This window comes from Amycolatopsis solani (assembly GCF_033441515.1).
Lineage (GTDB): Bacteria > Actinomycetota > Actinomycetes > Mycobacteriales > Pseudonocardiaceae > Amycolatopsis > Amycolatopsis solani.
In genome coordinates this window covers 820,801-843,742 of record NZ_JAWQJT010000002.1, presented here as the reverse complement: position 1 = coordinate 843,742, position 22,942 = coordinate 820,801, and the positions used below count along the sequence as shown (strand labels likewise).

Here is a 22,942-nt window from a genome sequence, read left to right as displayed (position 1 = left end):
GGATTCTCCTCAGGTGTTGAAGTACTTCGCTTCCGGGTGGTGGCAGACGATCGCGTCGGTCGACTGCTCGGGGTGCAGCTGGTACTCCTCGGACAGCTTGACGCCGATGCGGCCCGGCTCGAGGAGCGCGACGATCTTCGCCCGGTCCTCGAGATCGGGACAGGCGCCATAGCCCAGGGAGAACCTCGCTCCACGGTAGCCGAGCTTGAAGAAGTCCTCGACGTCGTCCGGGTCCTGTGAGGCGACCGCCACACCGCCGGGCAGCACCAGCTCGCCCCGGATCCGGCAGTGCCAGTACTCGGCGAGCGCCTCGGTGAGCTGGACGCCGAGGCCGTGCACCTCGAGGTAGTCGCGGTAGGCGTCGGCGGCGAACAGCTCGTTCGCGTAGTCCGCGATCGGCTGGCCCATCGTCACGATCGTGAACGGCACGACGTCGACCTCGCCCGACTCCCGCGGCCGGTAGAAGTCGGCCAGGCAGAGCCGCCGGTCGCGGCGCTGGCGCGGGAAGGTGAAGCGCACCCGCTCCGGCGCGCCGGGCTCCGGCTCGGTGAGCACGACCAGGTCGTCGCCCTCGGCGACGCAGGGGAAGTAGCCGTAGACGACGGCCGCGTGGGCCAGGATCCCGTCGGCGGTCAGCCGGTCGAGCCAGTACCGCAGCCGCGGCCGGCCTGCGGACTCGACCAGCTCGTCGTACGTCGGCCCGGCCCCGCCGCGGGCCCCCTTGAGGCCCCACTGCCCCATGAAGGTCGCGCGCTCGTCGAGCATGGCCGCGTAGTCGGCGAGCGCGACGCCCTTGACCACGCGCGAACCCCAGAACGGCGGGGTCGGCAGCGGCACGTCGGTGGCGACGTCGGAGCGGGACGGCGGCGGACCTTCGAGAGCTTCCTCCCCGGCCTTGCGGGCCTTGCGCGCCTCGGCGATCCGCAGCGACCGTTCCCGGCGTTCCCGGCGCTCCAGGCGCTTCCGCTCGGCGTCGGCGTCCACCAGGGGCGATTCCCCGCGCTTGGCGGCCATGATCGCGTCCATCAGCCGCAGGCCCTCGAACGCGTCCCGCGCGTAGCGGACGTCGCCGAGGTAGAGCTCCGTGAGGTCGTTTTCCACGTAGGACCGGGTGAGCGCGGCGCCGCCGAGCAGCACCGGCCAGCGCGCGGAGACGCCCCGGGAGTTCATCTCCTGGAGGTTCTCCTTCATGATCACGGTGGACTTCACCAGCAGCCCGGACATCCCGATCGCGTCGGCGCCCTGCTCCTCGGCGGCGTCCAGGATGGTGGTGATCGGCTGCTTGATGCCGAGGTTGACGACCTCGTAGCCGTTGTTGGACAGGATGATGTCGACGAGGTTCTTGCCGATGTCGTGCACGTCGCCGCGGACGGTGGCCAGCACGATCCGGCCCTTGCCGGTGTCGTCGCCGGTCTCCATGTGCGGCTCGAGGTGCGCCACCGCGGCCTTCATCACCTCGGCGGACTGCAGCACGAACGGCAGCTGCATCTGCCCGGACCCGAACAGCTCGCCGACGGTCTTCATGCCGGACAGCAGCGTGTCGTTGATGATCTCCAGTGCGGGCCGCTGCTCCAGCGCCGCGTCGAGGTCGTCGGTGAGGCCATTGCGTTCGCCGTCGACGATCCGGCGTTCCAGGCGTTCGAACAACGGCAGCGCCGCCAGCTCTTCGGCCCGCGACGCCTTCGACGACGCCGCGCTGACCCCCTCGAACAGGGCCATCAGCTCCTGGAGCGGGTCGTAGCCTTCGCGGCGCCGGTCGTAGATCAGGTCGAGGGCGACCGCGCGCCGGTCGTCCGGGATCCGCGCCATCGGCAGGATCTTCGACGCGTGCACGATCGCGGTGTCCAGGCCGGCTTGGACGCACTCGTGCAGGAACACCGAGTTCAGCACCTGCCGCGCGGCCGGGTTGAGCCCGAAGGAGATGTTGGACAGCCCGAGCGTGGTCTGGACCTCGGGGTGACGGCGCTTGATCTCGCGGATCGCCTCGATCGTCTCGGCCCCGTCGCGGCGCGACTCCTCCTGGCCGGTGGCGATGGTGAAGGTGAGCGCGTCGACGATGATGTCGGACGTCCGCAGCCCCCAGTTCCCGGTGATGTCCTCGATCAGCCGGGTCGCGATGTCGGCCTTCTTGGCCGCGGTGCGCGCCTGGCCCTCCTCGTCGATGGTGAGGGCGACGACCGCCGCGCCGTACTCGCTCACCAGCTCCATGACCTGCGTGAACCGCGATTGCGGGCCGTCGCCGTCCTCGTAGTTGACGGAGTTGACCGCGCAGCGGCCGCCGAGCCGCCGCAGCCCGGCTTCCAGGACGGCGACCTCGGTGGAGTCGAGCATGATCGGCAGCGTCGACGCGGTGGCGAGCCGGCCGGCCAGCTCGGCCATGTCCGCGGTGCCGTCGCGCCCGACGTAGTCGACGCAGAGGTCGAGCAGGTGGGCGCCGTCGCGGGTCTGTTCGCGGGCGATCTCCACGCAGTCGTCCCAGCGGCCCTCGAGCATCGCGGTCCGGAACGCCTTCGAGCCGTTGGCGTTGGTCCGCTCGCCGATCATCAGCACGCTGGCGTCCTGCTTGAACGGCACCGCCTGGTAGAGCGAGGACACGCCGGGCTCGGGCCGCGGCCGCCGGGCCACCGGCGCGGTGCCCGCGACGGCGGCGGCGAGCTGCCGGATGTGCTCGTCGGTCGTCCCGCAGCAGCCGCCGACCAGGCCGACGCCGAATTCCCGGACGAAGCCGGTGAGGGCCTCGACCAGGGCTTCCGGCCCGAGCGGGTAGACGGCGCCGTCCGGGCCGAGCTCCGGCAGGCCGGCGTTCGGCATCACCGACAGCGGCACCCGGGCGTGCTTGGCCAGCTGGCGCAGGTGCTCGCTCATCTCGGCCGGGCCGGTCGCGCAGTTCAGCCCGATGACGTCGATCCCGAGCGGCTCCAGCGCGGCCAGCGCGGCGCCGACCTCGGTGCCGAGCAGCATGGTGCCGGTCGTTTCGACGGTGATCGACGCGAGGATCGGCACGTGCCTGCCCTCGGCGGCCATCGCCCGCTTGGCGCCGATGATCGACGCCTTCGTCTGGAGGATGTCCTGGGTGGTCTCGACGATCACCGCGTCCGCCCCGCCGGCCAGCAGGCCGCGGACCTCCTCCCGGTAGGCGTCACGCAGCGTGGTGAACGGCGCGTGGCCCAGCGTCGGGAGCTTCGTGCCGGGGCCGACCGAGCCGAGCACGAACCGCGGGCGGTCCGGCGTCGCGTACTCGTCCGCGGTCTCCCGCGCCAGCCGGGCTCCGGCCTCGGCCAGCTCGAAGATCCGGCCGGTGATGTCGTATTCGGCGAAGTTGGCGAAATTGGCCCCGAAAGTGTTGGTCTCGACCGCGTCCGCCCCCGCTTCGAGGTAGCCGCGGTGCACGGACCGGACGACGTCCGGCCGGGTGACGTTCAGGATCTCGTTGCAGCCTTCCAGCCCGGCGAAGTCGTCCAGGCTCAGGTCGTGGGCCTGCAGCGCAGTGCCCATCGCGCCGTCGGCCACGAGGACGCGTGAGCCGAGGGCTTCGAGGAACGGCGACGACACCCGGTCGGACATGCTGAACAGGGTAAGGCCGGTGGTCGTAGGCTGGGTTGGTGAGTGAGCCCGTCGACGAGACCCCGCGGCCGCCCGGCGACCGCCCCGAACCCACCCGGCCAGTGATGGTCGTCGCCTTCGAAGGCTGGAACGACGCAGGTGACGCGGCCAGCCGGGCGGTCGAGCACCTGCAGCTGAACTGGGACGCCACGCCCCTGGCCGAACTGGAGCCCGACGACTACTACGACTTCCAGGTCAGCCGCCCGACCGTCCGGATGGTGGACGGCGTCACTCGACGGGTGGACTGGCCGACGACAACGCTGTCGGTGTGCCGCCCCGACGGGTTCGACCGCGACGTGGTGCTCGTCCAGGGACCCGAGCCGAACATGCGCTGGCGCGCGTTCTGCGCGGAGCTGCTGGAGCACATCAAGCAGCTCGACGTCGCGACCGTCGTGACGCTCGGCGCGCTGCTCGCCGACACCGCGCACACGCGGCCGGTCCCGGTCACCGGGACGGCGTACGACAAGGACACCGCGTCGCTGTACGGGCTCGACCTGAACAACTACCAGGGCCCGACCGGCATCGTCGGGATCCTGCAGGACTACTGCGTGCAGGCGGGCATCCCGGCCGTGTCGATCTGGGCCGCGGTGCCGCACTACGTTTCGCACCCGCCGTCCCCGAAGGCCACGCTGGCGCTGCTGCACAAGCTGGAGGACATCCTCGACGTCGAGATCCCGCTCGGCGCGCTGCCGGAGCAGGCCGAGGAGTGGCAGCGCACGGTCAGCGAGATGGCCGACGAGGACGAAGAGATCAGCGAGTACGTCCGGGGCCTCGAGGAGCGCGGGGACGCGCAGAGCGAGGTCGCGGTCGAGGACGTCAGCGGCGACAAGATCGCCGCGGAGTTCGAGCGCTACCTGCGCCGCCGCGGCCGAGGCGGCGGACAGGAAGGCTTCGGCCTCCGCTGAGGGCTACTTCCGCCAGCTGGTGGCGAACGCCCGGGCCGGGTTCGCCACCAGCATGGCCGTGACGACGTCGCCGCCGAGAGCCTTCGCCAGGCGCGGGGCCAGCGTCGTGAGCAGGTACGGGAGGCCGCCCGGTTCGCGCCGGGCGGTGGCGGTCGTCGTGTCGCCGCCCAGCAGCAGCTGACCGCCGTGGCCGGCGTCCACCAGGGCCTCGAGGCCGTCCGCGAGCCGCCAGTCGGTCGCGCGGTTCGCCAGTGACGGCCCGTCGAACGCCAGGAAGACGCCGGTTTCGGCGATTTCGCGCTGGATCCGCGGGTCCGGGTGGCGGTTCAGGTGCCCGAGGATCACCCGGTCGGCGGGCACGCCGTGGGTGCCGCAGAGCAGCTCGGCGATCTCGAGCCCGGCGGTGCCGTGTTCGAGGTGGACGGCGATCGGCGCCCCGGTTTCTTCGTGCGCCACCGCGGCCGCGGTCAGCGTCGTCCGGGCGTGCTCGTCGATCGTGTGGAACGCGCCCGCGACCTTGATCAGCCCCGCGCGGTGCTGCCGCATCCGCAGGTCTTCCGGCAGGTCGGCGGCCCCGGTGCCCTCGACGAGGTCGGCGACGAAGAGCCGGACCAGGTCGTCGAGCACGCGGTGGACGAACGCCGGCGAGTAGTGCGCCGCCCGGTGCAGGCCGGTCGCCGCGACCACGTGCACCCCGGTCTCCCGCGAGAACTGCGCGAGCTCCCGGGTCCGGCGGCCGAGGCCGAACGGCGTCCACTGCACCACGCTCGCCCCGCCGGCGGCCCGGAACCCGATCAGCTGCTCCATGGCCGCTTCCGTGCTGTCGAGTTCCTCGCCCGGGAGCAGTTTCGAGGCGAAGAAAACGTGGTCGTGCGAGTCGGTCACGCCGAGCTGAGCCGGATCGATGTCGCCGAGCAGCGTGCGCACCTTGGGTTCCCCAGTCACCTGCCCGAGTGTAACGGTTCACCCGTTACGATGGCGAGGTGCCGGAAGACTTCCGCCTCGACATGGGCGCACCGTGGCTGAACCTGCTCGCCACCCGCGGCCGCCACTTCGGGCCGCAGCCGGTCGAGCGCCTCCCGACCGCGGAGCGGCTGCGCGACTGGCTGGCCGCGTCGGAGCTGACGCCACTGGCGGCGGTGACCGAGTTCGACTTGACCACCGCCCACGAGTTGCGTGAAGTGCTGCGGCCACTCGCCTTGGGCGCGGTCGACGGCGTTCCACCCAGCGCGGACCAGGTACGGGCGCTGACGCGGTTCTTGAAGGCGGAGCCGGTGCACCTGGCCGCGCTCGACCGGCTGCACCGCAGTGCCTCGCCGACCGCGGCCGCCGCCTTCGCCCGGCTGGCCCACCAGGCGGCGGACTGGCTCACCGGTCCCCTGCGCCACGACCTGCGCGCCTGCCCGGAGCAGGACTGCCGGGGAGTCTTCGCCGATCCGGGCGGCCGGCGGCGCTGGTGCCCGTCCCCGGCGTGCGCGAGCCGGGGCCGGGTCCGCGCGCTCCGAGAACGGCGTCGTACCGAACCCTGAAGCCCCGGCGGAGCTTTCACGTGAAAGCTCCGCCGGGGCCGGGGGTCAGGAGGGCCAGAGGATGCGGCGCATCGGCACCGCGCCCCGCGTGCGCTTGCGCCACTCCCGCGGATAACCCAGCGACACCTCTTCGAAGCGGACGCCGTCGGCCTCCGTCGTGCGCGGGATGTGCAGGTGGCCGTACACCGCGATCTCCGCGCGGTACCGGACGTGCCAGTCCTCGGTCTTCGTGGACCCGCACCACAGCGCGAACTCCGGCCAGTACAGCGGCGCCGTCGGGTGGCGGTGCAGCGGCCAGTGCGACATCAGGATCGTGCCGTGGTCCTCGGGGATCGCGTCGAGGCGTTCGGTGCTGATCTTCAGCCGGTCCGCGCACCACGCCTGCCGGCTCGGGTACGGGTCCGGGTGCAGGAAGTACTCATCGGTGCAGACGACGCCGGCCTCCCGCGCCTGGCGCAGGGCCTCCTCCAGGGACTTGCCCTCCGCTTCGGGGGTCCGCCAGCTGTAGTCGTAGAGCAGGAACAGCGGCGCGATGGTCAGCGGTTTCGCCCCGTGCTCCCAGACGGGGTACTCGTCCTCGGGCGTCAGGACGCCGATCTCGCGGCACTGCTCGACGAGGTACTCGTAGCGGGCCTGGCCGCGCAGCTGGCACGGGTCGTTGTTCGTCGTCCACAGCTCGTGGTTGCCCGGCACCCAGACGACCTTCGCGAACCGCTCGCGCAGCGTCTTCAGCGTCCCGATGGTGGCTTCCGCGCGCTCGGCGACGTCACCCGCGACGAGCAGCCAGTCGTCCGCCGTCTCGGGGACGACGGAGTCGAGGATCGGGCCGTTGCCCTCGTGGGTCACGTGGAGGTCGCTGGTGGCGAAGAGGTGTGGCACCCCTCCACCGTAGCCACCGCGCTCCTGGGGACTTCGCGAAACCTGCGAATCCGGGCCAGCATGAGCACACCGGCGAGCACGTAGACGCCGGCCTGGACGTTCAGCAGCACCGCGGGCCCGGTCACCGCGACGAGGGTGCCCGCCAGCAGCGCGCCCACCGTGGTGAAGGTGGCCACCGCGGCGAACATCGTGCTCAGCACCCGGCCGGCCCGGTCCGGCGCGACCGCGCTCTGGATCTCCGAAAGCACCCCGGCGCCGACGGCCACACCCGGCGCGCCGACGAGGACGAACAGCCCGACGTAAAGGCCCAGCGCGGTCGTGACCAGCGAGAGGTTCCAGATCACCGCGGACAGCACGCCCAGCAGCAGCGAGCCCCACCCGAGCAACGCCGTGGGCGCCACCCGCCGCGCCACGGTGGCCAGCGCGAACCCGGCGGCCAGCCCGCCGATCGCCTGCACGCCCCGCAGCAGGCCGGCGTCGGCCTCGCTGCCGCCGAGCACGTCCAGGACGTACACCACGAACAGCACCAGGAACATGCCCTGCGCCACCGACGTGCACACCAGCGCTAGCCCGGTCCGCCACAGCCGCCGGTTGCGCGTCAGTTCGCGCAGTCCGTCGAGCCAGGCCCGCACGACGGGTTCGCGCGCGGCGGCGGGCGCGGGCGCCGCGACCCGCCGGAACGGCTTGGCCAGCAGCGCCGCCGCCACCACGAGCACGGCGAGGTAGCCGGTGACGACGTCGGCGAGCCCGCCGAAGCCCAGCAGAGCGCCGCCCGCCCAGCCGCCGGCGAGCCGGGCGACGCTGCCGTTCACGCTCATCAGCCCGTTGGCGCCGGTCACGTCGGCGACGCCGACCAGCTCCGGGACGAGGGCGTTGCGCGCCGGCTCGAACACCGACGCCAGCGCCGCCTGGGCGGCCATCACCGCGTAGACCACGCCGACGCCGGGCTCGGCCAGCAGCGGGAGCGCCACGACGGCGAGCCCGCAGCAGACGCCGAACAGCACCGCGCGGCGGTTCCACCGGTCGGCGACGACGCCGGCGACCGGGCTCAGCAGCACCGCGGGCAGCAGGCCGAGCACGATGCTCAGCGCCGTCGTCGCGGCGGAGCCGGTGCGCTCGAAGACGTAGACCGGCAACGCCACCTGCAGCATCCATTCAGCGGTCTCGCCGAAGAACGCCGCCACCCACAGCCGCGCGAACGCGGGCACCCCCAGCAGCTGCCTCACGCCTCCGCCTTCCCCGAGTGCTCGATGCGCGGGAACGCGCGCAAGCCGAGGTGCACCGACCCCGCGCCGTCCGGCGCGTCGGTCCGGATCGCGCCGACGTAGGGCCGGACGAGCACGTCGATCGCCTCGGTCAGCCGGGTCAGCTCGGCGGGCGTGACGCGCAGCGCGTAGGCCGACATCCCGGTCGCGGCGCGCCAGGCCGGGTCGAGGTCGTCGAGGGAGTCCAGGTACCGCTGGGTCAGCTCCTGCTCGTGGCTCAGCGTCGCGCCGATCACGCCGAGCTGGGCCGCGCGGTGCGCCGGGTCGTCGGCCAGCTCCCCCATTTCGAGCCCGACCTGACGGGCTCGCCACGGGCGTTCCCGGCCGTCTTCGGCGTCGGCCCGCTCGACGAGGCCGTACTGCGCGAGCTGCCGGAGGTGCCAGCTGCAGTTGGACGCCGTCGAGCCGACCGCCTCCGCGCACTCGCTCGCGGTGCGCGGGCCGACGGCGGTCAGGTGGTTCAGCAGCGCCGACCGCAGCGGGTGCGCCAGCGCGCGCAACAGCTCGACGTCCTCGATCCGCTTGCGCGGCGGCAGCTCGGCCATCGGGCACTCCTATTCTGAAAGAACTGTTTCGAAAGACTTCTTTCATACTTGGTCCCGCCTGCGGGTTTGTCAACCGGCTGCGCTATCGTTCGCCGCGCAGCAGCTGCACCGGGCAGTGACTGCGCCGTGACAGAACCTTGGATGGACGTTGCCCGACCAGCGCGAACTCGCCACCGCCGCCGCTCTCGCCCTCCCCCGCTTCGTCGGCTCGACCGCGCTCTTCCACGCCGCGGTCGCCGAGCGGATGGGCGTCACCCCCACCGAGCTGCACTGCCTGCACCTGCTCCACGGCGGCGTCAGCGACTCCCCGACCGAGCTCGCCGGGCTGCTCGGGATGTCGACGGGCGCGTTCACCCGCCTGCTCGACCGGATGGCGCTGCACCGGCTGGCCGAGCGCGCGCCCGACCCCGCCGACCGGCGCCGGCTCGTCGTCCGGCCGCTGCCCGACCGGATGGCCGAGCTGGCCGAGCTCTACGCGCCGATGGCCCGGTTCGTCGGCGAGCGGCTCGCGCGCTTCGATCGCCGCCAGCTGACCGCGTTGCTGGAGTTCCTCACCGACGGCACCGCGGCCGCCGAACGGTCGACCGTCGACCTCCCGGATGTGACGCAGGCCATAACCCGTTGACTAACTCTACTGTCGTTGCGTTAACCTGGCTCCACTATGAAGAACTGAACCGCGCCCATCCCGCTTCCGAGGCGGCACCCGGTCGAGCCTGACGCTCCCGCGTGCCACGACGCCCGGCGGGATTTCCGCTTTTCTCATCCGGGCCCGGTGATGCGTGATGTCAACCCTCTTTCCCTTGCAGGCCAAGGACGTCGTCTTCGGCTACGGCACCCGCGTGGTGCTCGACGGCGTCTCGCTGACCGCGTCGGCCGGGCAGCGGCTCGGCCTGGTCGGCGAGAACGGCACCGGCAAGTCCACCCTGCTGCGCCTGCTCGCCGGGCTCGAAGAACCGCGCTCCGGCGAGGTGCTCCGCGGCCCGGACGTCGGGTTCCTGCTGCAGGAACTGCCGTTCGCCATGGACGCGACCTTCGCGGACGTGCTCGACCACGCCCTCGCCGAGATCCGGGCCGCCGCGGCCCGCCTCGACGAGCTGACGGCGGCGATGACCGACCGGCCCGACGACGCGGCCGTGCTCGAGGAGTACGGGCGGGTCCTGGAGTGGGCCCAGGCCCACGACCTCTGGGACGCCGACCGGCGCGCGAAGCTCGTCTGCGACGGGCTGGGCCTCGGCGGCGTCGAGCCGGACCGGCGGCTCGGCACGCTGTCCGGCGGGCAGCGCTCGCGCCTCGGGCTGGCCGCGCTGCTCATCCGGCAGCCGGAGACGCTCCTGCTGGACGAGCCGACCAACCACCTCGACGACGCCGCGATGGCGTTCCTCGAACACCACCTCGCCGAGCTGACCGGGATCGTCGTGCTGTCGTCGCACGACCGGGTGTTCCTCGACGCCGTCTGCACCGACATCGTCGACCTCGACCCGGCCGCGGCGGACCGCCAAGCCGGCGGCGCGGTCCGCTACGGCGGCAGCTACTCCGACTACCTCGGTCACAAGAAGGCGGAGCGGGCGCGGTGGGAGCAGCGCTTCGCCGAAGAACAGGAGGAACTGAAGGAGCTGCGGGAGACCGTCGCGGTCACCGCGCGCAACGTCGCCTACGGCCGCGGCCCGCGGGACAACGACAAGTTCATCCACCACTTCAAGGGCGCGCGCGTCCAGAAGACGATCTCGCGGCGGGTGCGCGACGCCGAGCAGCGGCTGGAGAACCTCGAACGCGACCAGGTGCGCAAACCCCCGGCGCCGCTGCGGTTCCGGGCCGAGCTCACCGGACGGGCCGCCGGCGAAGGACCGGCGATTTCGGTTCGCGCGCTGGAAGTCCCGGGCCGGCTCCGGCTGCCGCGGCTGGACGTCGAAGGTTCGGCTCGGCTGCTCATCACTGGCGGGAACGGCGCCGGGAAGTCGACCCTGCTCTCGGTACTGGCCGGCCGGCTGGCCCCCGCCGCCGGGACGGTCCACTTCGGACACGGCGTGCGGGTCGGGATGCTGGAGCAGGACGTCGCTTTCGCTTCGCCGGAGCGGACCGCGGCCCGGGTGTACCGGGACACCCTCGGCGAGGACGCTCCCCCGCTGAGCCGGCTCGGCCTGCTGGCGTCCCGGGACCTCCGGCAGCCGGTCGGGGCGCTGTCGGTCGGCCAGCGGCGCCGGCTGGCGCTGGCGATCCTGCTCGCCGAACCGCCGGACGTGCTCCTGCTCGACGAGCCGACGAACCACATTTCGCTGACACTGGCGGAAGAACTGTTCGCGGCGCTGGAGACGGCGCCGGGCGCGGTCGTCATCGCCTCTCACGACCGCTGGCTGCGCCGCGACTGGTCCGGCGACCACCTGGCCCTGATCGACGGCCACCCCACCGCCGCCGTATAGGTCGTTATACGCTCAGGGCGGAACTTTCGTAACGAAAGTTCCGCCCTGAGCGGGTCTCAGAGGGCGATGCCGAGGAGGCCGTCGACGGCGGTACGGATCAGGTCCGGGGCCGTGGGGTCGGTGCCGTCGCGGCGGAGGGCTTCAGTCGCCCACGCGTCGATCGCGGAGAGGGCCTTCGGCGTGTCGAGGTCGTCGGAGAGGTGGTCGCGCAGCCGGACGATCGTGTCCTCGGCGGACGGCCCCGTCGCCAGCGAAACGGCTTCGCGCCAGCGCGCCAGCCGCGTCTCGGCTTCGGCCAGGAGCGAGTCCGTCCAGGGGCGGTCGGCGCGGTAGTGACCGGCGAACAGGGCCAGCCGGATCGCGCCCGGGTCGACCTGGTCGGCGCGCAGCCGCGAGACGAACACCAGGTTGCCGCGGGACTTCGACATCTTCTCGCCGTCGAGGCCGATCATCCCCGCGTGCACGTAGTGGCGGGCGAACTGGCCGTCCTTGGCCACGGCTTCGGCGTGCGCCGCGCTGTACTCGTGGTGCGGGAAGATCAGGTCGGACCCGCCGCCCTGCAGGTCGAAGCCGAGGCCCAGCCGGTTGACCGCGATCGCGCTGCACTCGATGTGCCAGCCGGGGCGGCCCGGGCCCAGCTCGGATTCCCACGACGGCTCGCCTTCGCGGGCCACGCGCCAGAGCAGCGCGTCGAGCGGGTGGCGCTTGCCGGGCCGGTCGGGGTCGCCGCCGCGCTCGGCGAAGAACTTCGCCATGGTCGGCTCGTCGTAGTTCGACTCGTAGCCGAACTTGCCGGTCGCGCTGTGGTCGAAGTAGATGTCCGGGAACTCGGCGTCGTCCGCGCGGTACGCGGCGCCGTTGGCCAGCAGCTTGGCGATGACCTCGACGATCTCCGGGATGCTCTCGACGGCGCCGACGAACTGCCGCGGCGGGACCACCCGCAGCGCGGTCATGTCCTCGCGGAACAGCGCCGTCTCGCGCATGCCCAGCACGACCCAGTCGTCCTTGTCGCGCTCGGCCCGCTCGAGCAGCGGCTCGTCGATGTCCGTCACGTTCTGCACGTAGTGGACGTCGTGGCCGTTGTCGCGCCACACGCGGTTCACCAGGTCGAAAGCGAGGTACGTCGCGGCGTGCCCCAGATGCGTCGCGTCGTAGGGCGTGATGCCGCAGACGTACATGCGGGCGGTGGCGCCGGGCGCGGTCGGGCGGATCTGCCCGGTGGCCGTGTCGTGGAGCCGCAGCGGGCGGGGGGTGCCGGGGATGCGGGGCACGTCGACCGATGACCAAGTCTGCATACCTCGACTGTAAGCGCTGCCCCGAGCACCCTCCCGCCCGGTGGGACTCCTCCCCCACGTGGCGGAGTCATTCCTCCCGGCGGGCCGCGTTCGCTTCGACGGCGTCGCGGACGAACTCGCCCACGCCGGGCCGCTGCTCGCCGGGCCGGACCAGGAACTCCAGCTGGGCGGGCTCGGTGGCGTACAACACGGCGATCCGCCGCTGCGTCTCGTAGGAGCACCCTCCCATCGCGCGGGAAAGCATCTCCCGGTGTGCTTCGGCCAGCTCCCCGGCTTCGGGGCTGTCCGGCGAGGCGCCCGCGTCCAGGAGGGCGCCGAGCCGCGCCACCCACTCCCGCCGGGCCGCCTCACCGGCGATCAGGTCCGCCTTCGACGGCACGGGTGCCGCCTGCCACTCGGGGGTGTGGCCCCAGCGGCGGGCGGCTTCCTCCGCGTAACCGTCCGGTTCGCGGTACTCGCCGAACACTTCGAACTTCTCCTCGGGCGTCAACGCGCTGCCCATGGCTCTCGCCTCCATCACGCGGTCGACGGCCGCGACCATCCGCCCGAGCTCGCCCATCCGCGCCACCAGCAGCTCCCGCTGCTTCTTCAGGTGCGCGTCGGCGTCGATGCCCGGGTCGTCGACGAGGGTCGCGATCGTCTCGAGGGGAAAGCCGAGCTCGCGGTAGAACAGGATCCGCTGCAGCCGGTCGAGGTCCTCGTCGGCGTAGCTGCGGTACCCGGCCGCGGTCCGCCCGCTCGGGCTGAGCAGGCCGATCGCGTCGTAGTGGTGCAGCGTCCGGACGGTGATCCCGGCCAGTGCGGCGACCTTGCCCACCGGGTGCTCCATCGGTCCCCTCCTCTTCGGTGGCCGTTCGGCCCTTGCGACGACCACGGTGCTGCCTGACGTGACGTGAGGGTCAAGCATCACCCTTCCTCAACCGCCGTCGCGCGGCGCGCGCGGTTAGCCTGGCCGGATGGGCACCGGGATCGTCGTCGGCGGTGCGATCGTCGTGATCGCGCTGGTCACGGCGGTCGTGCTGCGGCTGCGCCGCCCGCGTCCCCGGTTCGTGTCGGGCGCCGTTCCCGCCGAGCCGCTCGCCGCCGTGGCCCGCACCACACTGCTGGCGAAGATCGACGAGACGTTCCGCGACGGCCGGTTCTGCGTCCTGCTCGGCCGCGGCGGAGCCGGCAAGACCCACCTCGCCGCGGCGTACGTCCGGGCCGGCCGTTCGCCGGTGGTCTGGATCGCGGCCGAAGACCCCGCGACCCCGGCCCGCGTCTTCGCGGAACTGGCCCGCCACCGCGGTCCGGCCCCGGCCGAAGCCGAAGCGGCGGCACGAGAAGGCCTCGCGTGGCTCGACGGCCTCGAAAGCGCTCTCGTCGTCTTCGACGGCGCGACCGACCCGGACGCGCTCAACCGCTGGCTGCCCGCCCGCGCCCGCGTCCTCGTGACGACGACGGTGCCGGACTTCGAGGTCCTCGGCGCCACCCTCCCGGTGCCCCCGTTCGACGAGCCCGAAGCGGTCGGCTTCCTCCGTGCGCGCTCGGGCCGGGACGCGGCCCCGGCCGACGTCGCCCGCGAGCTCGGTGGCTTGCCGTTGGCGCTCGCCCAGGCGGGTGGGGTGATCCGGAGTTCGGGCGTCGAGGAGTACCTCGACCGCCTGCCGCGCACGCCACCGCTGGAGCGCGACCCGGGCGAAGACCACTCGCCCTGCGTCGAGGACACGACGCTCGCGGCGGTGCGCACGGTGGCGGCCCGGGACGGCCGCGCCGAGGCCGTCGCCGAACTCCTCGCGGTGCTCGGCGCACCGGGCGTGCGACGGACGTTGGTGCACGGCGTGGGCCCGGACCCGGTGGCGGTGGACGCGGCACTGGCGGGCCTCGCGGCGGCGTCCCTCGCGGAGTTCGACACCGGCGGCGAGATCGTGTCGATGCACCGCTTGACCCGGCGCACGATCCTCGGCCGGCTGCACGCGGAGGAGCGCTTGGCTGTCGTGCTGGACCGGGCGTTCGCCGTGCTGGCGGCGGAGGACACCGCGGAGCTGACCGTCCACGCGGCCGCGCTGTGGCGGCACTTCCGGGCGTTGCCGTCGGCGGAGGCCCTACCGCGGCTCGGCCCGGTACTGAGGTTGCGGCGGCGGTCGGTCGACCTGCTGGTGGCCGACGGCGCGCACACGCAGGCTCGCGCGCTGGCTCTGGAGGTGCTGGCCGACCACGAGGCTTACTTGCCGGCGGGACACGCGGACACGGCCTTCGCCGCCCGGTCGTTGCGACGGGCGGGCGAGGAGCCGAGGGCCCGGGCGGGCCGGGGACGCCACCGGCGCGGGTAGCCGCGCCCCAAGGCGGCCTTGGGTGCGTGAGACGCACCGAAGGCCGCCTTGGGTGCGTCAGACGCACCGAAGGCCACATTGGGGCGCTTGGGGGCCGCGGCGGTCAGCGGCGCCGGGTGCGCAGGTAGTCCCCCACCACCGCCGCGCCCAGGCCGTCCAGGTCCGGGGCCACCACCCGGCCGCCCGAGCGGCGGGCGATCAGGTCCACGAACGCCGTCAACCTCGGGTCGTCGCCCAGCCGGAACACCGAAATGGACGCACCGAGCTTCGCCAGCCGGTCCACTTCGGACAGTGTCTTGTGGAGCGTCCGGTCCTGGGGCGGGTAGTCGAAGACCGCCTCCCCGTCCGGTTCCAGGTGCGCTGTCGGCTCGCCGTCGGTGACCATCAGGACCACCGGCTGCGCGTCCGGATGCCGCCGGAGGTGCTGCCCGGCCAGCAGCAGCCCGTGGTGGGCGTTCGTGCCCTGCTCCCACGCGCTCTCCAGGCCGATCAGCTCCGGCAGCTCCACCGGCATCGCGTAGCGGCCGAACGTGATCAGCTGCAGCGCGTCGTTGCGGAAGCGCGTGCTGATCAGCTGGTGCAGGGCCAGCGCGGTGCGCTTCATCGGCAGCCAGCGCCCCTCCTGCACCATCGACCACGACGTGTCGACCAGCAGCGCGACCGCCGCCCGGGAGCGGTGTTCGGTCTCGACCACCTCGACGTCCTCGACGTCCAGCCGGACCTGGCGCTCCCCCACCGACACCGAGCGCAGCACGGCGTTGCGGATCGTGCGGGGGACGTCCCAGGGCTGCATGTCCCCGAACCGCCACGGCCGCGACGCGCCGGTCGGTTCGCCGGCCGCGCCCGCCGACTCGGTCTCGCGGTCGCCCGTCTTGCCGCGCAGCGCGTTCACCACGTCGGACAGCGCCGTCTCGCCGAGGCGCCGCAACGCCTTGGGCGACAACCGGAGCGTGCCGTCGGCGGCGCGTTCGAACAGGCCCTGGCGACGCAGCTCGCGTTCCAGTTCGGACAGCCGGCGGGCGTCGACCCCGGCGTCCTTGCCGAGCTGGCGGTCGAGGGCCTCCAGATCGATGTCGTCGAGGCTCGCGCCCGGGTAGGACTGGCCCAGCTGCTCGGCCAGCGCGTCCAGCTCCGCCAGGTCGGCCATCGCCTGCGCGCCTTCGCCCATGCCGAGCGGGTTCTTGCCGCGGAAGCGTTCCGAGCCCGTCCAGTCCTCGCCCGGCCGGGCCGCGCGCAGCTGGGCGTCCAATTGGGACAGTTGCTGCGCGAGCCGCGGGTCGCCGAACGCCTGCTGGGTCAGCTCGGCGAGTTCGGCCCGCTGTTCGGCCGACATCGAGTTCAGCATCCGCTGCGCGGCCGCCGAGCGCTCGGCGAGCGCGTCGATCAGCTCTTCGACGGTCCGCGGGTTCTCCGGGAAGAACTCGCCGTGCTTGCCCATGAAGTCGTCGAAGCGCTCCTGGATGTCCTCGGCGCCCTGGGCGTGGGCGGCGAGCAGGTCGTTGAGGTCGGCGAGCATCTCGTTGATCCGCTCGACGTCCTCGGGCCCGGCGTTCTGCAGCGCCTGCTTCATGCCCTGGAACCGCGACTCCATCAGCTCCTGGCCGAGGAGGTCGCGGATCTTCTCGTAGTTCTCGCGGCCCTGCGCCGAGCGCCAGTCGTAGTTCGCCAATTCGTTGACGGCGGCGGCGGTGCCCGGCGGGAGCGCGTCCAGCTGGGCTTCGCGGAAGCGGGCGTCGTCGTCCGGGTCGGGGAACAGCTCCCGCCGCTCGGCGTCGAGGGCTTCCTGCAGCAGGCGCTGGACTTCCTGCAGGGTGCCGTTGAGGTTGTTGCGCCGCTGGATCTGCGATCGGCGCTGCCAGAGCCGCCGGGTCAGCTCGTCGAGGCCCGAGGTGCGTTCGGTGCCGCGGCGCAGCAGTTCCTCCAGTGCGCCGCGCGGTGACGCGCCGGCCATCACGTCGCGGCCGATCTCGTCGAGCGCGTCGCGCAGGTCGGCCGGCGGCGCGAGCGGGTCCGGCCCGTCGTGCCACGGGCCGTAGGAGTAGCCGTCGGGGAGCGGGACCGCGGTCATCGGCCGTAGACGGTCGTCGTGTCGTCGGAGTCCTTGGCCAGCCGCCGGGCCAGGAACAGCGATTCGAGGGCGAGTTCGACGGCGGCCGCGATCCGCCCGGCGGGCTCGTCCGCGCCGACGCCGGCCCGTGACGCGACCTCGTGCAGCACCGGCAGTTCCGGCAGGGCGGCGAGGACGTCCTTCGCCGGGACGCGTTCGCCGGTGGCGACCAGGTGGCCTTCCTCGACGGCGTCGGCGAGCGGGCGCAGGTCGAGCCCGGCGAAGCGGCTGCGCGCGGTCTCGGCGATCGCCCGGCGCATCAGGTGGACGAGGTGCTCGACCTCGCGGCCTTCCTCGCCGGGTTCGAACTCGATCTTGCCGCGCAGCACGGACGGGACGGCGTCGAGGTCGACCGGCCGCGCCACGGCGGGCTCTTCTCCGGTCAGCGCCGCGCGCCGCAGGGCCGCGGCCGCCACGGTTTCCGCCGCGGCGACGGCGAACCGCGCCGAGACGCCGGAGCGCTGGTCGATGACCGTCGATTCGCGCAGGTTCCGGACGAACCGGGCGAGCACCTCGAGCAGCGGCTCGCCGACCTCGGCGACGAGGTTCGCCTCCTGCTTGACGACGGCGACCTCGGCCTCGACGTCGAGCGGGTAGTGGGTGCGGATCTCGGCGCCGAAGCGGTCCTTCAGCGGGGTGATGATCCGGCCGCGGTTGGTGTAGTCCTCGGGGTTTGCGGTGGCGACGAGCAGGACGTCCAGCGGCAGCCGCAGCGTGTAGCCGCGGACCTGGATGTCGCGCTCCTCCATCACGTTGAGCAGCGCGACCTGGATGCGCTCGGCGAGGTCGGGCAGCTCGTTGATGGCGACGATGCCGCGGTGGGCGCGCGGGACCAGGCCGAAGTGGATGGTCTCGGGGTCGCCGAGGCTGCGGCCTTCGGCGACCTTCACCGGGTCGACGTCGCCGATCAGGTCGCCGACCGAGGTGTCCGGCGTGGCGAGCTTTTCGGTGTAGCGCTCGGAGCGGTGGCGCCAGGCCACCGGCAGGTCGTCGCCGAGCTCGGCGGCGCGGCGGATCGACGCGGGCGTGATCGGCTCGAGCGGGTGTTCGCCCAGCTCGGAGCCTTCGATGACGGGCGTCCACTCGTCGAGCAGGCCGGCGAGGGTGCGCAGCAGGCGGGTCTTGCCCTGGCCGCGTTCGCCGAGCAGGACGACGTCGTGGCCGGCCAGCAGCGCGCGTTCGAGCTGCGGCAGCACGGTGCGCGAGAACCCGACGATGCCGGGCCACGCGTCTTCGCCGTTCTTGAGGGCGGTCAGCAGGTTGTCGTGGATCTCTCGCGCGATCGGCAGCGGTGCGTACCCGGCCGCTCGCAGGGCCCCGGCGGTGCGGGGAAGCGTGTCTGGAACAGCGTTCACCCGGTCGACGCTACTGCCGGATCGGCGGTGCGTCGATGTGGAGCGACTCCAGCGTGGGCGCGCACTGCCGGTACGGGGCGAGCCGGTAAAATAGGGCGTCGTGTGCCGTCCCAGTGCGACTTTCGCGGTGTGGTCCAGCGCGTGGCTGAACGGAGCCGCCGCTTCCGACGATGTGCTCGACGCCCTGCTCGCGTGGGGTGAAGCCCACGACGTGGTGGCCGCCGACGCGGCCGCCGCGGAGGCGTTCGCGCTGCCGCTGGCCTTCAACCGGGCGGCCACCCCCGTCCAGCTGCTGATGGCGCTGCGTTCGCAGGGAGCGAAATCCTTCCAGCTGGTCCTGCCGGTCCCGGGCGACGTCCGCGGCCTCGGCGGCGGCGGGCCGTTCACCGACGCGGCGTTGCGCGCCGGCGACGCGGTGGTGCTCGCCGACCTCGGCTTCGGCCTGGTGCCGGAGCCGATCGCCGAGGGCCTGGTCCGGTGGACCGTCTACTCGCTGTCTTCGCCTGCCCGGCCGGAGTACGTCGGCCTGGCCGAGGCCGAGCACGGCCTGACCGACGCGATCCGGGCGAGCGCGGGTGCCCTGCAGGCGCTGGACGTGGCCTCGGACCGGCCGGGCGTGCGCGCGGAGCTCTCGGCGCACCTGCGGTCCCGGCCGGACGTCGACTGGCCGGCCGGCACGCCCGGGCGTGCCCTGCGGGTGCTGCAGCGGGCCGAGGAGATCGCGGCGATCCTGGTGGTCGCGTCGACGGACGACCCGGGCGGCGCGTTGTCGGCCTCGGCGTCGACGCTGCGGGCCCAGGCGCTGCGGCCGCTGTCGGACGCGGTCCGCACGGCCCGGTGCGCGGCGGTCAACGAAGCCGTACGGGTCTTCGCGGAGCAGACGGCCCGCGAGGGCTGACCCCAAGCGCCCCAATGTGGCCTTGGTTGCGTCTCACGCGACCAAGGCGGCCTTCGGTGCGTCTGACGCAACCAAGGCCGCCTTGGGGCGCATTCCTGCTGCAGCGCGCGTCAGCGAGCCGGGCGCTTGGCCTGTTCGCAGCAGCCGATCGCGCACGGGGCGCCGTTGACGGTGCAGCCCGCCGACGGGAACGGGGACAGCTTGCGCGGGGTCGCGCCGTGGGTGTGCTCGCGGATCAGCTCCACCACCAGCTCCGCGAAGCGCGGGTCGCTGCCCGCGGTGGCCGCGCGGGCGAAGGCCATGCCGTGCTCCGCCGCGCGTTCCGCCGCCTCGTTGTCCAGGTCCCAGATCACTTCGAGGTGGTCGGAGACGAACCCGATCGGCGAGACGACCACCCCGGTGACGCCCTGGTCGTGCAGTGCGTCGATGTGGTCGACGATGTCCGGTTCGAGCCACGGCACCTGCGGCGGGCCGGACCGCGACTGCCAGACCACGTCGTACTCCGCGATCCCCGCTTCGGCCGCGACGAGCCGGGCTGCCTCGGCGATCTGCCGCGAATAACGGTGGCCGCCCTCCGCCGGCGGGCCGGACGCCTTGTCCGCGCTGTCGGGCACCGAGTGCGCGGTGAAGACCGTGCGGACGCCCGGCGCGTCGCCCAGCGCCGCGTGTGCCGCGCGCACCCCGTCGGCGTTCGCCGACACGAACAGCGGGTGGTCGAAGAACTGGCGCAGCTTCACCAGTTCGGGTGCCCCGGCGCCGACCGCCGCGCGGGCGCGCTCGATGTCTTCGTCGTACTGCCGGCACGCCGAATAGCCGCCGTACGCGCTCGTGGGGAACACCAGGACCCGCTTCGCGCCGGCCGCCGTCAGCTCGGCGAGGGTGTCCTCGACCATCGGGTGCCAGTTGCGGTTGCCGAAGTGCACCGGGAGGTCCATTCCGGCCGCCGAAAGCTGCTTCTCCACCGCCGCCATCGCGTCGCGGTTCAGCTTGTTGATCGGCGAAACGCCACCGAAGTGCTGGTAGTGCTCGGCGACCTCGAGCAGCCGCTCCCGCGGCACGCCCCGGCCCCTGGTGACGTTTTCGAGGAACGGCATGACGTCCTCGGGCCCTTCCGGACCGCCGAACGAAAGCCACAGCAACGCGTCGTATCCCACCCCCTCATCTTGCCGATGTGGCGGCCCGCACGCTGACTCGGCCCCGTTGTGAATCGATCGGTCTAAAACCCTGCTACGGTGGCCCCATGGCCAGGCCACGGGAGTTCGACGAGTCCGCCGCCGTCGAGCGGGCGATGGAAGCGTTCTGGGAGCACGGCTACGAGGCGACGTCGACCCAGGACCTGTGCGCGGCGACCGGGCTCGGCCGCAGCAGCGTCTACAACACGTTCAGCAGCAAACGCACCCTCTTCCAGCGTTCGCTGGCGCACTACACGACCCGCGAGCTCGGCAAGCGGAAGGCGATCCTCGACGGCCCCGGCACCGCGGCCGAGCGGCTGGCGGCGGTCCTCGACACCGCGGTCGAGGCCGACCTGGCGGACCGTCCCCGCGGCTGTCTCGTCGTGAACACCCTCGCCGAGCTCGGCCTGCCGGACGACGAAGTCGGGGCCGCACTGCGGGCCGACACCGACCAGAACCTCGCCCTGTTCGCCCAGTGCGCGCGCGAGGGCGTGCTCGACGGCAGCCTCCGGGACGGCCTGGTGCCGGCCGACGTCGCGGAGTTCCTGCTCAGCACGATTTCCGGCCTGCGCGTGATGGCCCGCCGGGGCACCAGCCGCGAGACCATGCACGCGGTCGCCGACCTGGCCCTTTCCTCCCTGATCGCCCGCTGACCCGCATTTTGGATCGAGCGGTCGTTTTTCCACGTTCATTTTGAACCGATCGATACACAACCAAGGAGGACCCGTGCCCCTGGCCGTCTTCGTTCTCGGGCTCAGCGTGTTCGCGCTGGGCACGTCCGAGTTCATGATCACCGGACTGCTGCCCGGGATGGCCGCCGACCTCGGCGTCAGCATCCCCGACGCCGGGCTGCTCATCTCCGCCTTCGCGATCGGCATGGTCGTCGGGGCACCGCTGCTGGCCATCGGCACGCTGCGGCTCCCCCGCCGCCGGACGCTGCTGGCGCTGCTCGCGGTCTTCTTCGGGGCGCACGTCGTCGGCGCCCTCGCCGAGGGGTACGCGCTCCTGTTCGCTACGCGGGTGGTGGCCGCGCTCGCCTGCGCCGGCTTCTGGGCCGTCGCCGTGGCGACGACGATCGCGCTGGTCCCCGTCGAGCGCCGGGGGCGCGCGATGGCGGTGCTGGTCGGCGGGCTGACCGTGGCGAACATCGCCGGCGTGCCCGCGGGCACGTTCATCGGCCAGCACGCGGGCCGGCGGACGGCGTTCTGGGCGGTCGCGGCGGTGACACTCGTGGCGGCGGCCGGGGTGGCCGCGCTCGTGCCGGAGACGACCGGCGGCGGGATGAGCGTCCGCACGGAGCTGGGGCTGTACCGGCGCGGCCGGGTCTGGCTCGCGCTCGGCGTCATCGCGCTGTGCCAGGCCATGATCTTCGCCGCGTTCAGCTACTTCGCGCCGCTGCTGACCGAGACCGACGGCCTGCCCGCGGAGTGGGTCCCGGGCGTGCTGGCCCTGTTCGGCGTCGGCGCGCTCCTCGGCATCACGGCCGGCGGGCGGCTGGCCGACCGGCACCCGTTCGCGACGCTCTACGGCTGCGTCGGGCTCGCGCTGGCGGCCCTGCTCGTGCTGGCCCTCACGACCGACGCGGTGGTGGCCGTGGCGGCCGTGCTCGTCTTCGGCGCCGCGGGGTTCGGGGCCAACCCGGCCTTGAACGTGCGGACGTACGCCGTGGCCGGGGACGCGCCGACCCTCGTCGGCGCGAGCACGACAGCGGCGTTCAACGTCGGCAACACGATCGGGCCGTGGCTCGGCGGCGTCGCGATCGGCGCCGGCCTGGGCTTCCCGAGCGTCGCCTGGACCGGCTTGGCGCTCGGCGCGGCGACGCTGGTGGCGCTCACGGTCGCGGTCGTCGTCCAGCGGAACGACGACCGCGAGCCGGTACGCGTGTGACGATCAGATGCCGAGCGCGTGGACCCCGCCGTCGACCATGATCATCGAGCCGGTGGTGGCCGGCAGCCAGTCCGACAGCAGCGCGCAGACGCTCTTCGCCGTCGGGTCCGGGTCGGAGCTGTCCCAGCCGAGCGGCGCGCGGTCGCCCCAGCCGTCTTCGAGGTCCGAGAAGCCCGGGATCGACTTCGCCGCCATGGTCTTCATCGGACCCGCGCTGACCAGGTTGACGCGGATGCCCTGCGGGCCGAGTTCCTTGGCCAGGTACCGGTTCACCGACTCGAGCGCGGCCTTCGCGACGCCCATCCAGTTGTAGACCGGCCACGCGACGCGGGCGTCGAAGTCCATGCCGACGATCGACGAGCCGCGGCCCAGCAGCGGCAGGCACGCCTTCGACAGCGACATGAACGAGTACGCCGAGACGTCGACCGCCGTCTTGACGTCCTCGGCCGGCGCGTCCAGGAACGGGGCGCCGAGGCAGCTCTGCGGGGCGAAGCCGATCGAGTGCAGCACGCCGTCGAGCCCGTCGACGTGCTCGCGGACGCGGTCGGCGAGGCTGTCCAGGTGCTCCTGGTTGGTGACGTCGAGCTCGAGCACCGGCGCCGGCTCCGGGAGCCGCTTGGCGATGGTCTTGACCAGCGACATGCGGCCGAAACCGGTGAGCACGACGGTCGCGCCCTCCTGCTGCGCGATCTTGGCCGCGTGGAAGGCGAGCGAGGCGTCGGTGATGATGCCGGTGATCAGCAGGCGCTTGCCTTCGAGCAGTCCGGGCACGG

19 protein-coding genes are annotated in these 22,942 nt (G+C 72.9%); 8 read left to right on the top strand and 11 right to left on the bottom strand.

The features are described from left to right. Window positions 1-9: 9 nt before the first annotated feature. Window positions 10-3,564: a methionine synthase gene (gene metH / locus SD460_RS24500; protein WP_318306785.1), complete on the bottom strand. Its 3,555-nt coding sequence runs from the start codon at window positions 3,562-3,564 to the stop codon at window positions 10-12. A gap of 38 nt (window positions 3,565-3,602) precedes the next feature. Here metH and SD460_RS24495 point away from each other — a divergent pair, with 38 nt between their 5' ends. After that, a complete protein-coding gene (locus tag SD460_RS24495; protein ID WP_290058939.1) occupies window positions 3,603-4,508 on the top strand; it encodes a PAC2 family protein in 906 nt (301 codons plus the stop codon). 3 nt (window positions 4,509-4,511) lie between these two features. On the opposite strand, the gene SD460_RS24490 is transcribed toward SD460_RS24495, so the two are convergent. Continuing rightward, complete coding sequence (locus tag SD460_RS24490) at window positions 4,512-5,453, bottom strand: phosphotriesterase family protein (RefSeq protein ID WP_290058938.1); 942 nt, start codon at window positions 5,451-5,453, stop codon at window positions 4,512-4,514. 38 nt (window positions 5,454-5,491) lie between these two features. Here SD460_RS24490 and SD460_RS24485 point away from each other — a divergent pair, with 38 nt between their 5' ends. Then, on the top strand, window positions 5,492-6,037 hold the full coding sequence (locus SD460_RS24485; protein ID WP_290058937.1) for a CGNR zinc finger domain-containing protein: 546 nt from the start codon (window positions 5,492-5,494) through the stop codon (window positions 6,035-6,037). A 45-nt stretch (window positions 6,038-6,082) separates the two neighbouring features. Here the strand turns inward: SD460_RS24485 and SD460_RS24480 are convergent, their stop codons facing one another. From SD460_RS24480 to SD460_RS24470, 3 genes are read right to left on the bottom strand one after another with little or no spacing between them, the layout of a single operon-like run. Next, window positions 6,083-6,916, bottom strand: a complete 834-nt coding sequence (locus tag SD460_RS24480) for a metallophosphoesterase family protein (RefSeq protein WP_290058936.1) — start codon at window positions 6,914-6,916, stop codon at window positions 6,083-6,085. Continuing rightward, window positions 6,880-8,142, bottom strand: coding sequence for an MFS transporter (locus tag SD460_RS24475; RefSeq protein WP_318306784.1), 1,263 nt, complete (start codon window positions 8,140-8,142; stop codon window positions 6,880-6,882). Before SD460_RS24475 ends, SD460_RS24480 begins: the two co-directional genes overlap by 37 nt. Next, entirely contained in the window at window positions 8,139-8,726 is a 588-nt protein-coding gene (locus SD460_RS24470) for an ArsR/SmtB family transcription factor (RefSeq protein ID WP_290058934.1), read from the bottom strand. Before SD460_RS24470 ends, SD460_RS24475 begins: the two co-directional genes overlap by 4 nt. Before the next feature lie 148 nt (window positions 8,727-8,874). On the opposite strand from SD460_RS24470, the gene SD460_RS24465 reads away from it, so the two are divergent. Beyond that, window positions 8,875-9,351, top strand: a complete 477-nt coding sequence (locus tag SD460_RS24465) for a MarR family winged helix-turn-helix transcriptional regulator (RefSeq protein WP_160697748.1) — start codon at window positions 8,875-8,877, stop codon at window positions 9,349-9,351. A gap of 157 nt (window positions 9,352-9,508) precedes the next feature. Then, complete coding sequence (locus SD460_RS24460; protein WP_290058932.1) at window positions 9,509-11,143, top strand: ABC-F family ATP-binding cassette domain-containing protein; 1,635 nt, start codon at window positions 9,509-9,511, stop codon at window positions 11,141-11,143. Between the two features lie 56 nt (window positions 11,144-11,199). Here SD460_RS24460 and mshC read toward each other — a convergent pair whose 3' ends face one another. Both mshC and SD460_RS24450 read right to left on the bottom strand, forming a co-directional pair. After that, window positions 11,200-12,438 carry a cysteine--1-D-myo-inosityl 2-amino-2-deoxy-alpha-D-glucopyranoside ligase gene (gene mshC, locus SD460_RS24455; protein WP_290058931.1) on the bottom strand — a complete coding sequence of 413 codons (1,239 nt, stop codon included), beginning with the start codon at window positions 12,436-12,438 and terminating at the stop codon, window positions 11,200-11,202. A gap of 67 nt (window positions 12,439-12,505) precedes the next feature. After that, window positions 12,506-13,267 (bottom strand): MerR family transcriptional regulator, encoded by a 762-nt coding sequence (locus SD460_RS24450; protein ID WP_290058930.1) that lies wholly within the window; start codon window positions 13,265-13,267, stop codon window positions 12,506-12,508. A gap of 127 nt (window positions 13,268-13,394) precedes the next feature. Between SD460_RS24450 and SD460_RS24445 the strand changes: the two genes are divergently transcribed. After that, a complete protein-coding gene (locus tag SD460_RS24445) occupies window positions 13,395-14,750 on the top strand; it encodes a tetratricopeptide repeat-containing protein (protein WP_290058929.1) in 1,356 nt (451 codons plus the stop codon). Window positions 14,751-14,853: 103 nt separating this feature from the next. Here SD460_RS24445 and SD460_RS24440 read toward each other — a convergent pair whose 3' ends face one another. After that, complete coding sequence (locus SD460_RS24440; protein ID WP_290058928.1) at window positions 14,854-16,818, bottom strand: vWA domain-containing protein; 1,965 nt, start codon at window positions 16,816-16,818, stop codon at window positions 14,854-14,856. After that, complete coding sequence (locus SD460_RS24435; protein WP_318306783.1) at window positions 16,815-18,212, bottom strand: ATP-binding protein; 1,398 nt, start codon at window positions 18,210-18,212, stop codon at window positions 16,815-16,817. The genes SD460_RS24440 and SD460_RS24435 overlap by 4 nt, the downstream gene beginning before the upstream one ends. 100 nt (window positions 18,213-18,312) lie before the next feature. Between SD460_RS24435 and SD460_RS24430 the strand changes: the two genes are divergently transcribed. Continuing rightward, window positions 18,313-19,110: an Rv1486c family protein gene (locus SD460_RS24430; RefSeq protein ID WP_318306782.1), complete on the top strand. Its 798-nt coding sequence runs from the start codon at window positions 18,313-18,315 to the stop codon at window positions 19,108-19,110. Window positions 19,111-19,220: 110 nt separating this feature from the next. Here the strand turns inward: SD460_RS24430 and SD460_RS24425 are convergent, their stop codons facing one another. Next, the gene (locus SD460_RS24425; RefSeq protein WP_290060673.1) at window positions 19,221-20,264 is read right to left on the bottom strand and encodes a ferrochelatase; all 1,044 of its coding nucleotides are present in this window, start codon (window positions 20,262-20,264) and stop codon (window positions 19,221-19,223) included. An 86-nt stretch (window positions 20,265-20,350) separates the two neighbouring features. Between SD460_RS24425 and SD460_RS24420 the strand changes: the two genes are divergently transcribed. Further along, on the top strand, window positions 20,351-20,935 hold the full coding sequence (locus tag SD460_RS24420; protein WP_290060672.1) for a TetR/AcrR family transcriptional regulator: 585 nt from the start codon (window positions 20,351-20,353) through the stop codon (window positions 20,933-20,935). 73 nt (window positions 20,936-21,008) lie between these two features. Then, window positions 21,009-22,169 (top strand): Cmx/CmrA family chloramphenicol efflux MFS transporter, encoded by a 1,161-nt coding sequence (locus tag SD460_RS24415; protein ID WP_318306781.1) that lies wholly within the window; start codon window positions 21,009-21,011, stop codon window positions 22,167-22,169. A 3-nt stretch (window positions 22,170-22,172) separates the two neighbouring features. On the opposite strand, the gene fabI is transcribed toward SD460_RS24415, so the two are convergent. Next, window positions 22,173-22,940: an enoyl-ACP reductase FabI gene (fabI, locus tag SD460_RS24410; RefSeq protein ID WP_290060670.1), complete on the bottom strand. Its 768-nt coding sequence runs from the start codon at window positions 22,938-22,940 to the stop codon at window positions 22,173-22,175. Window positions 22,941-22,942: the final 2 nt, after the last annotated feature.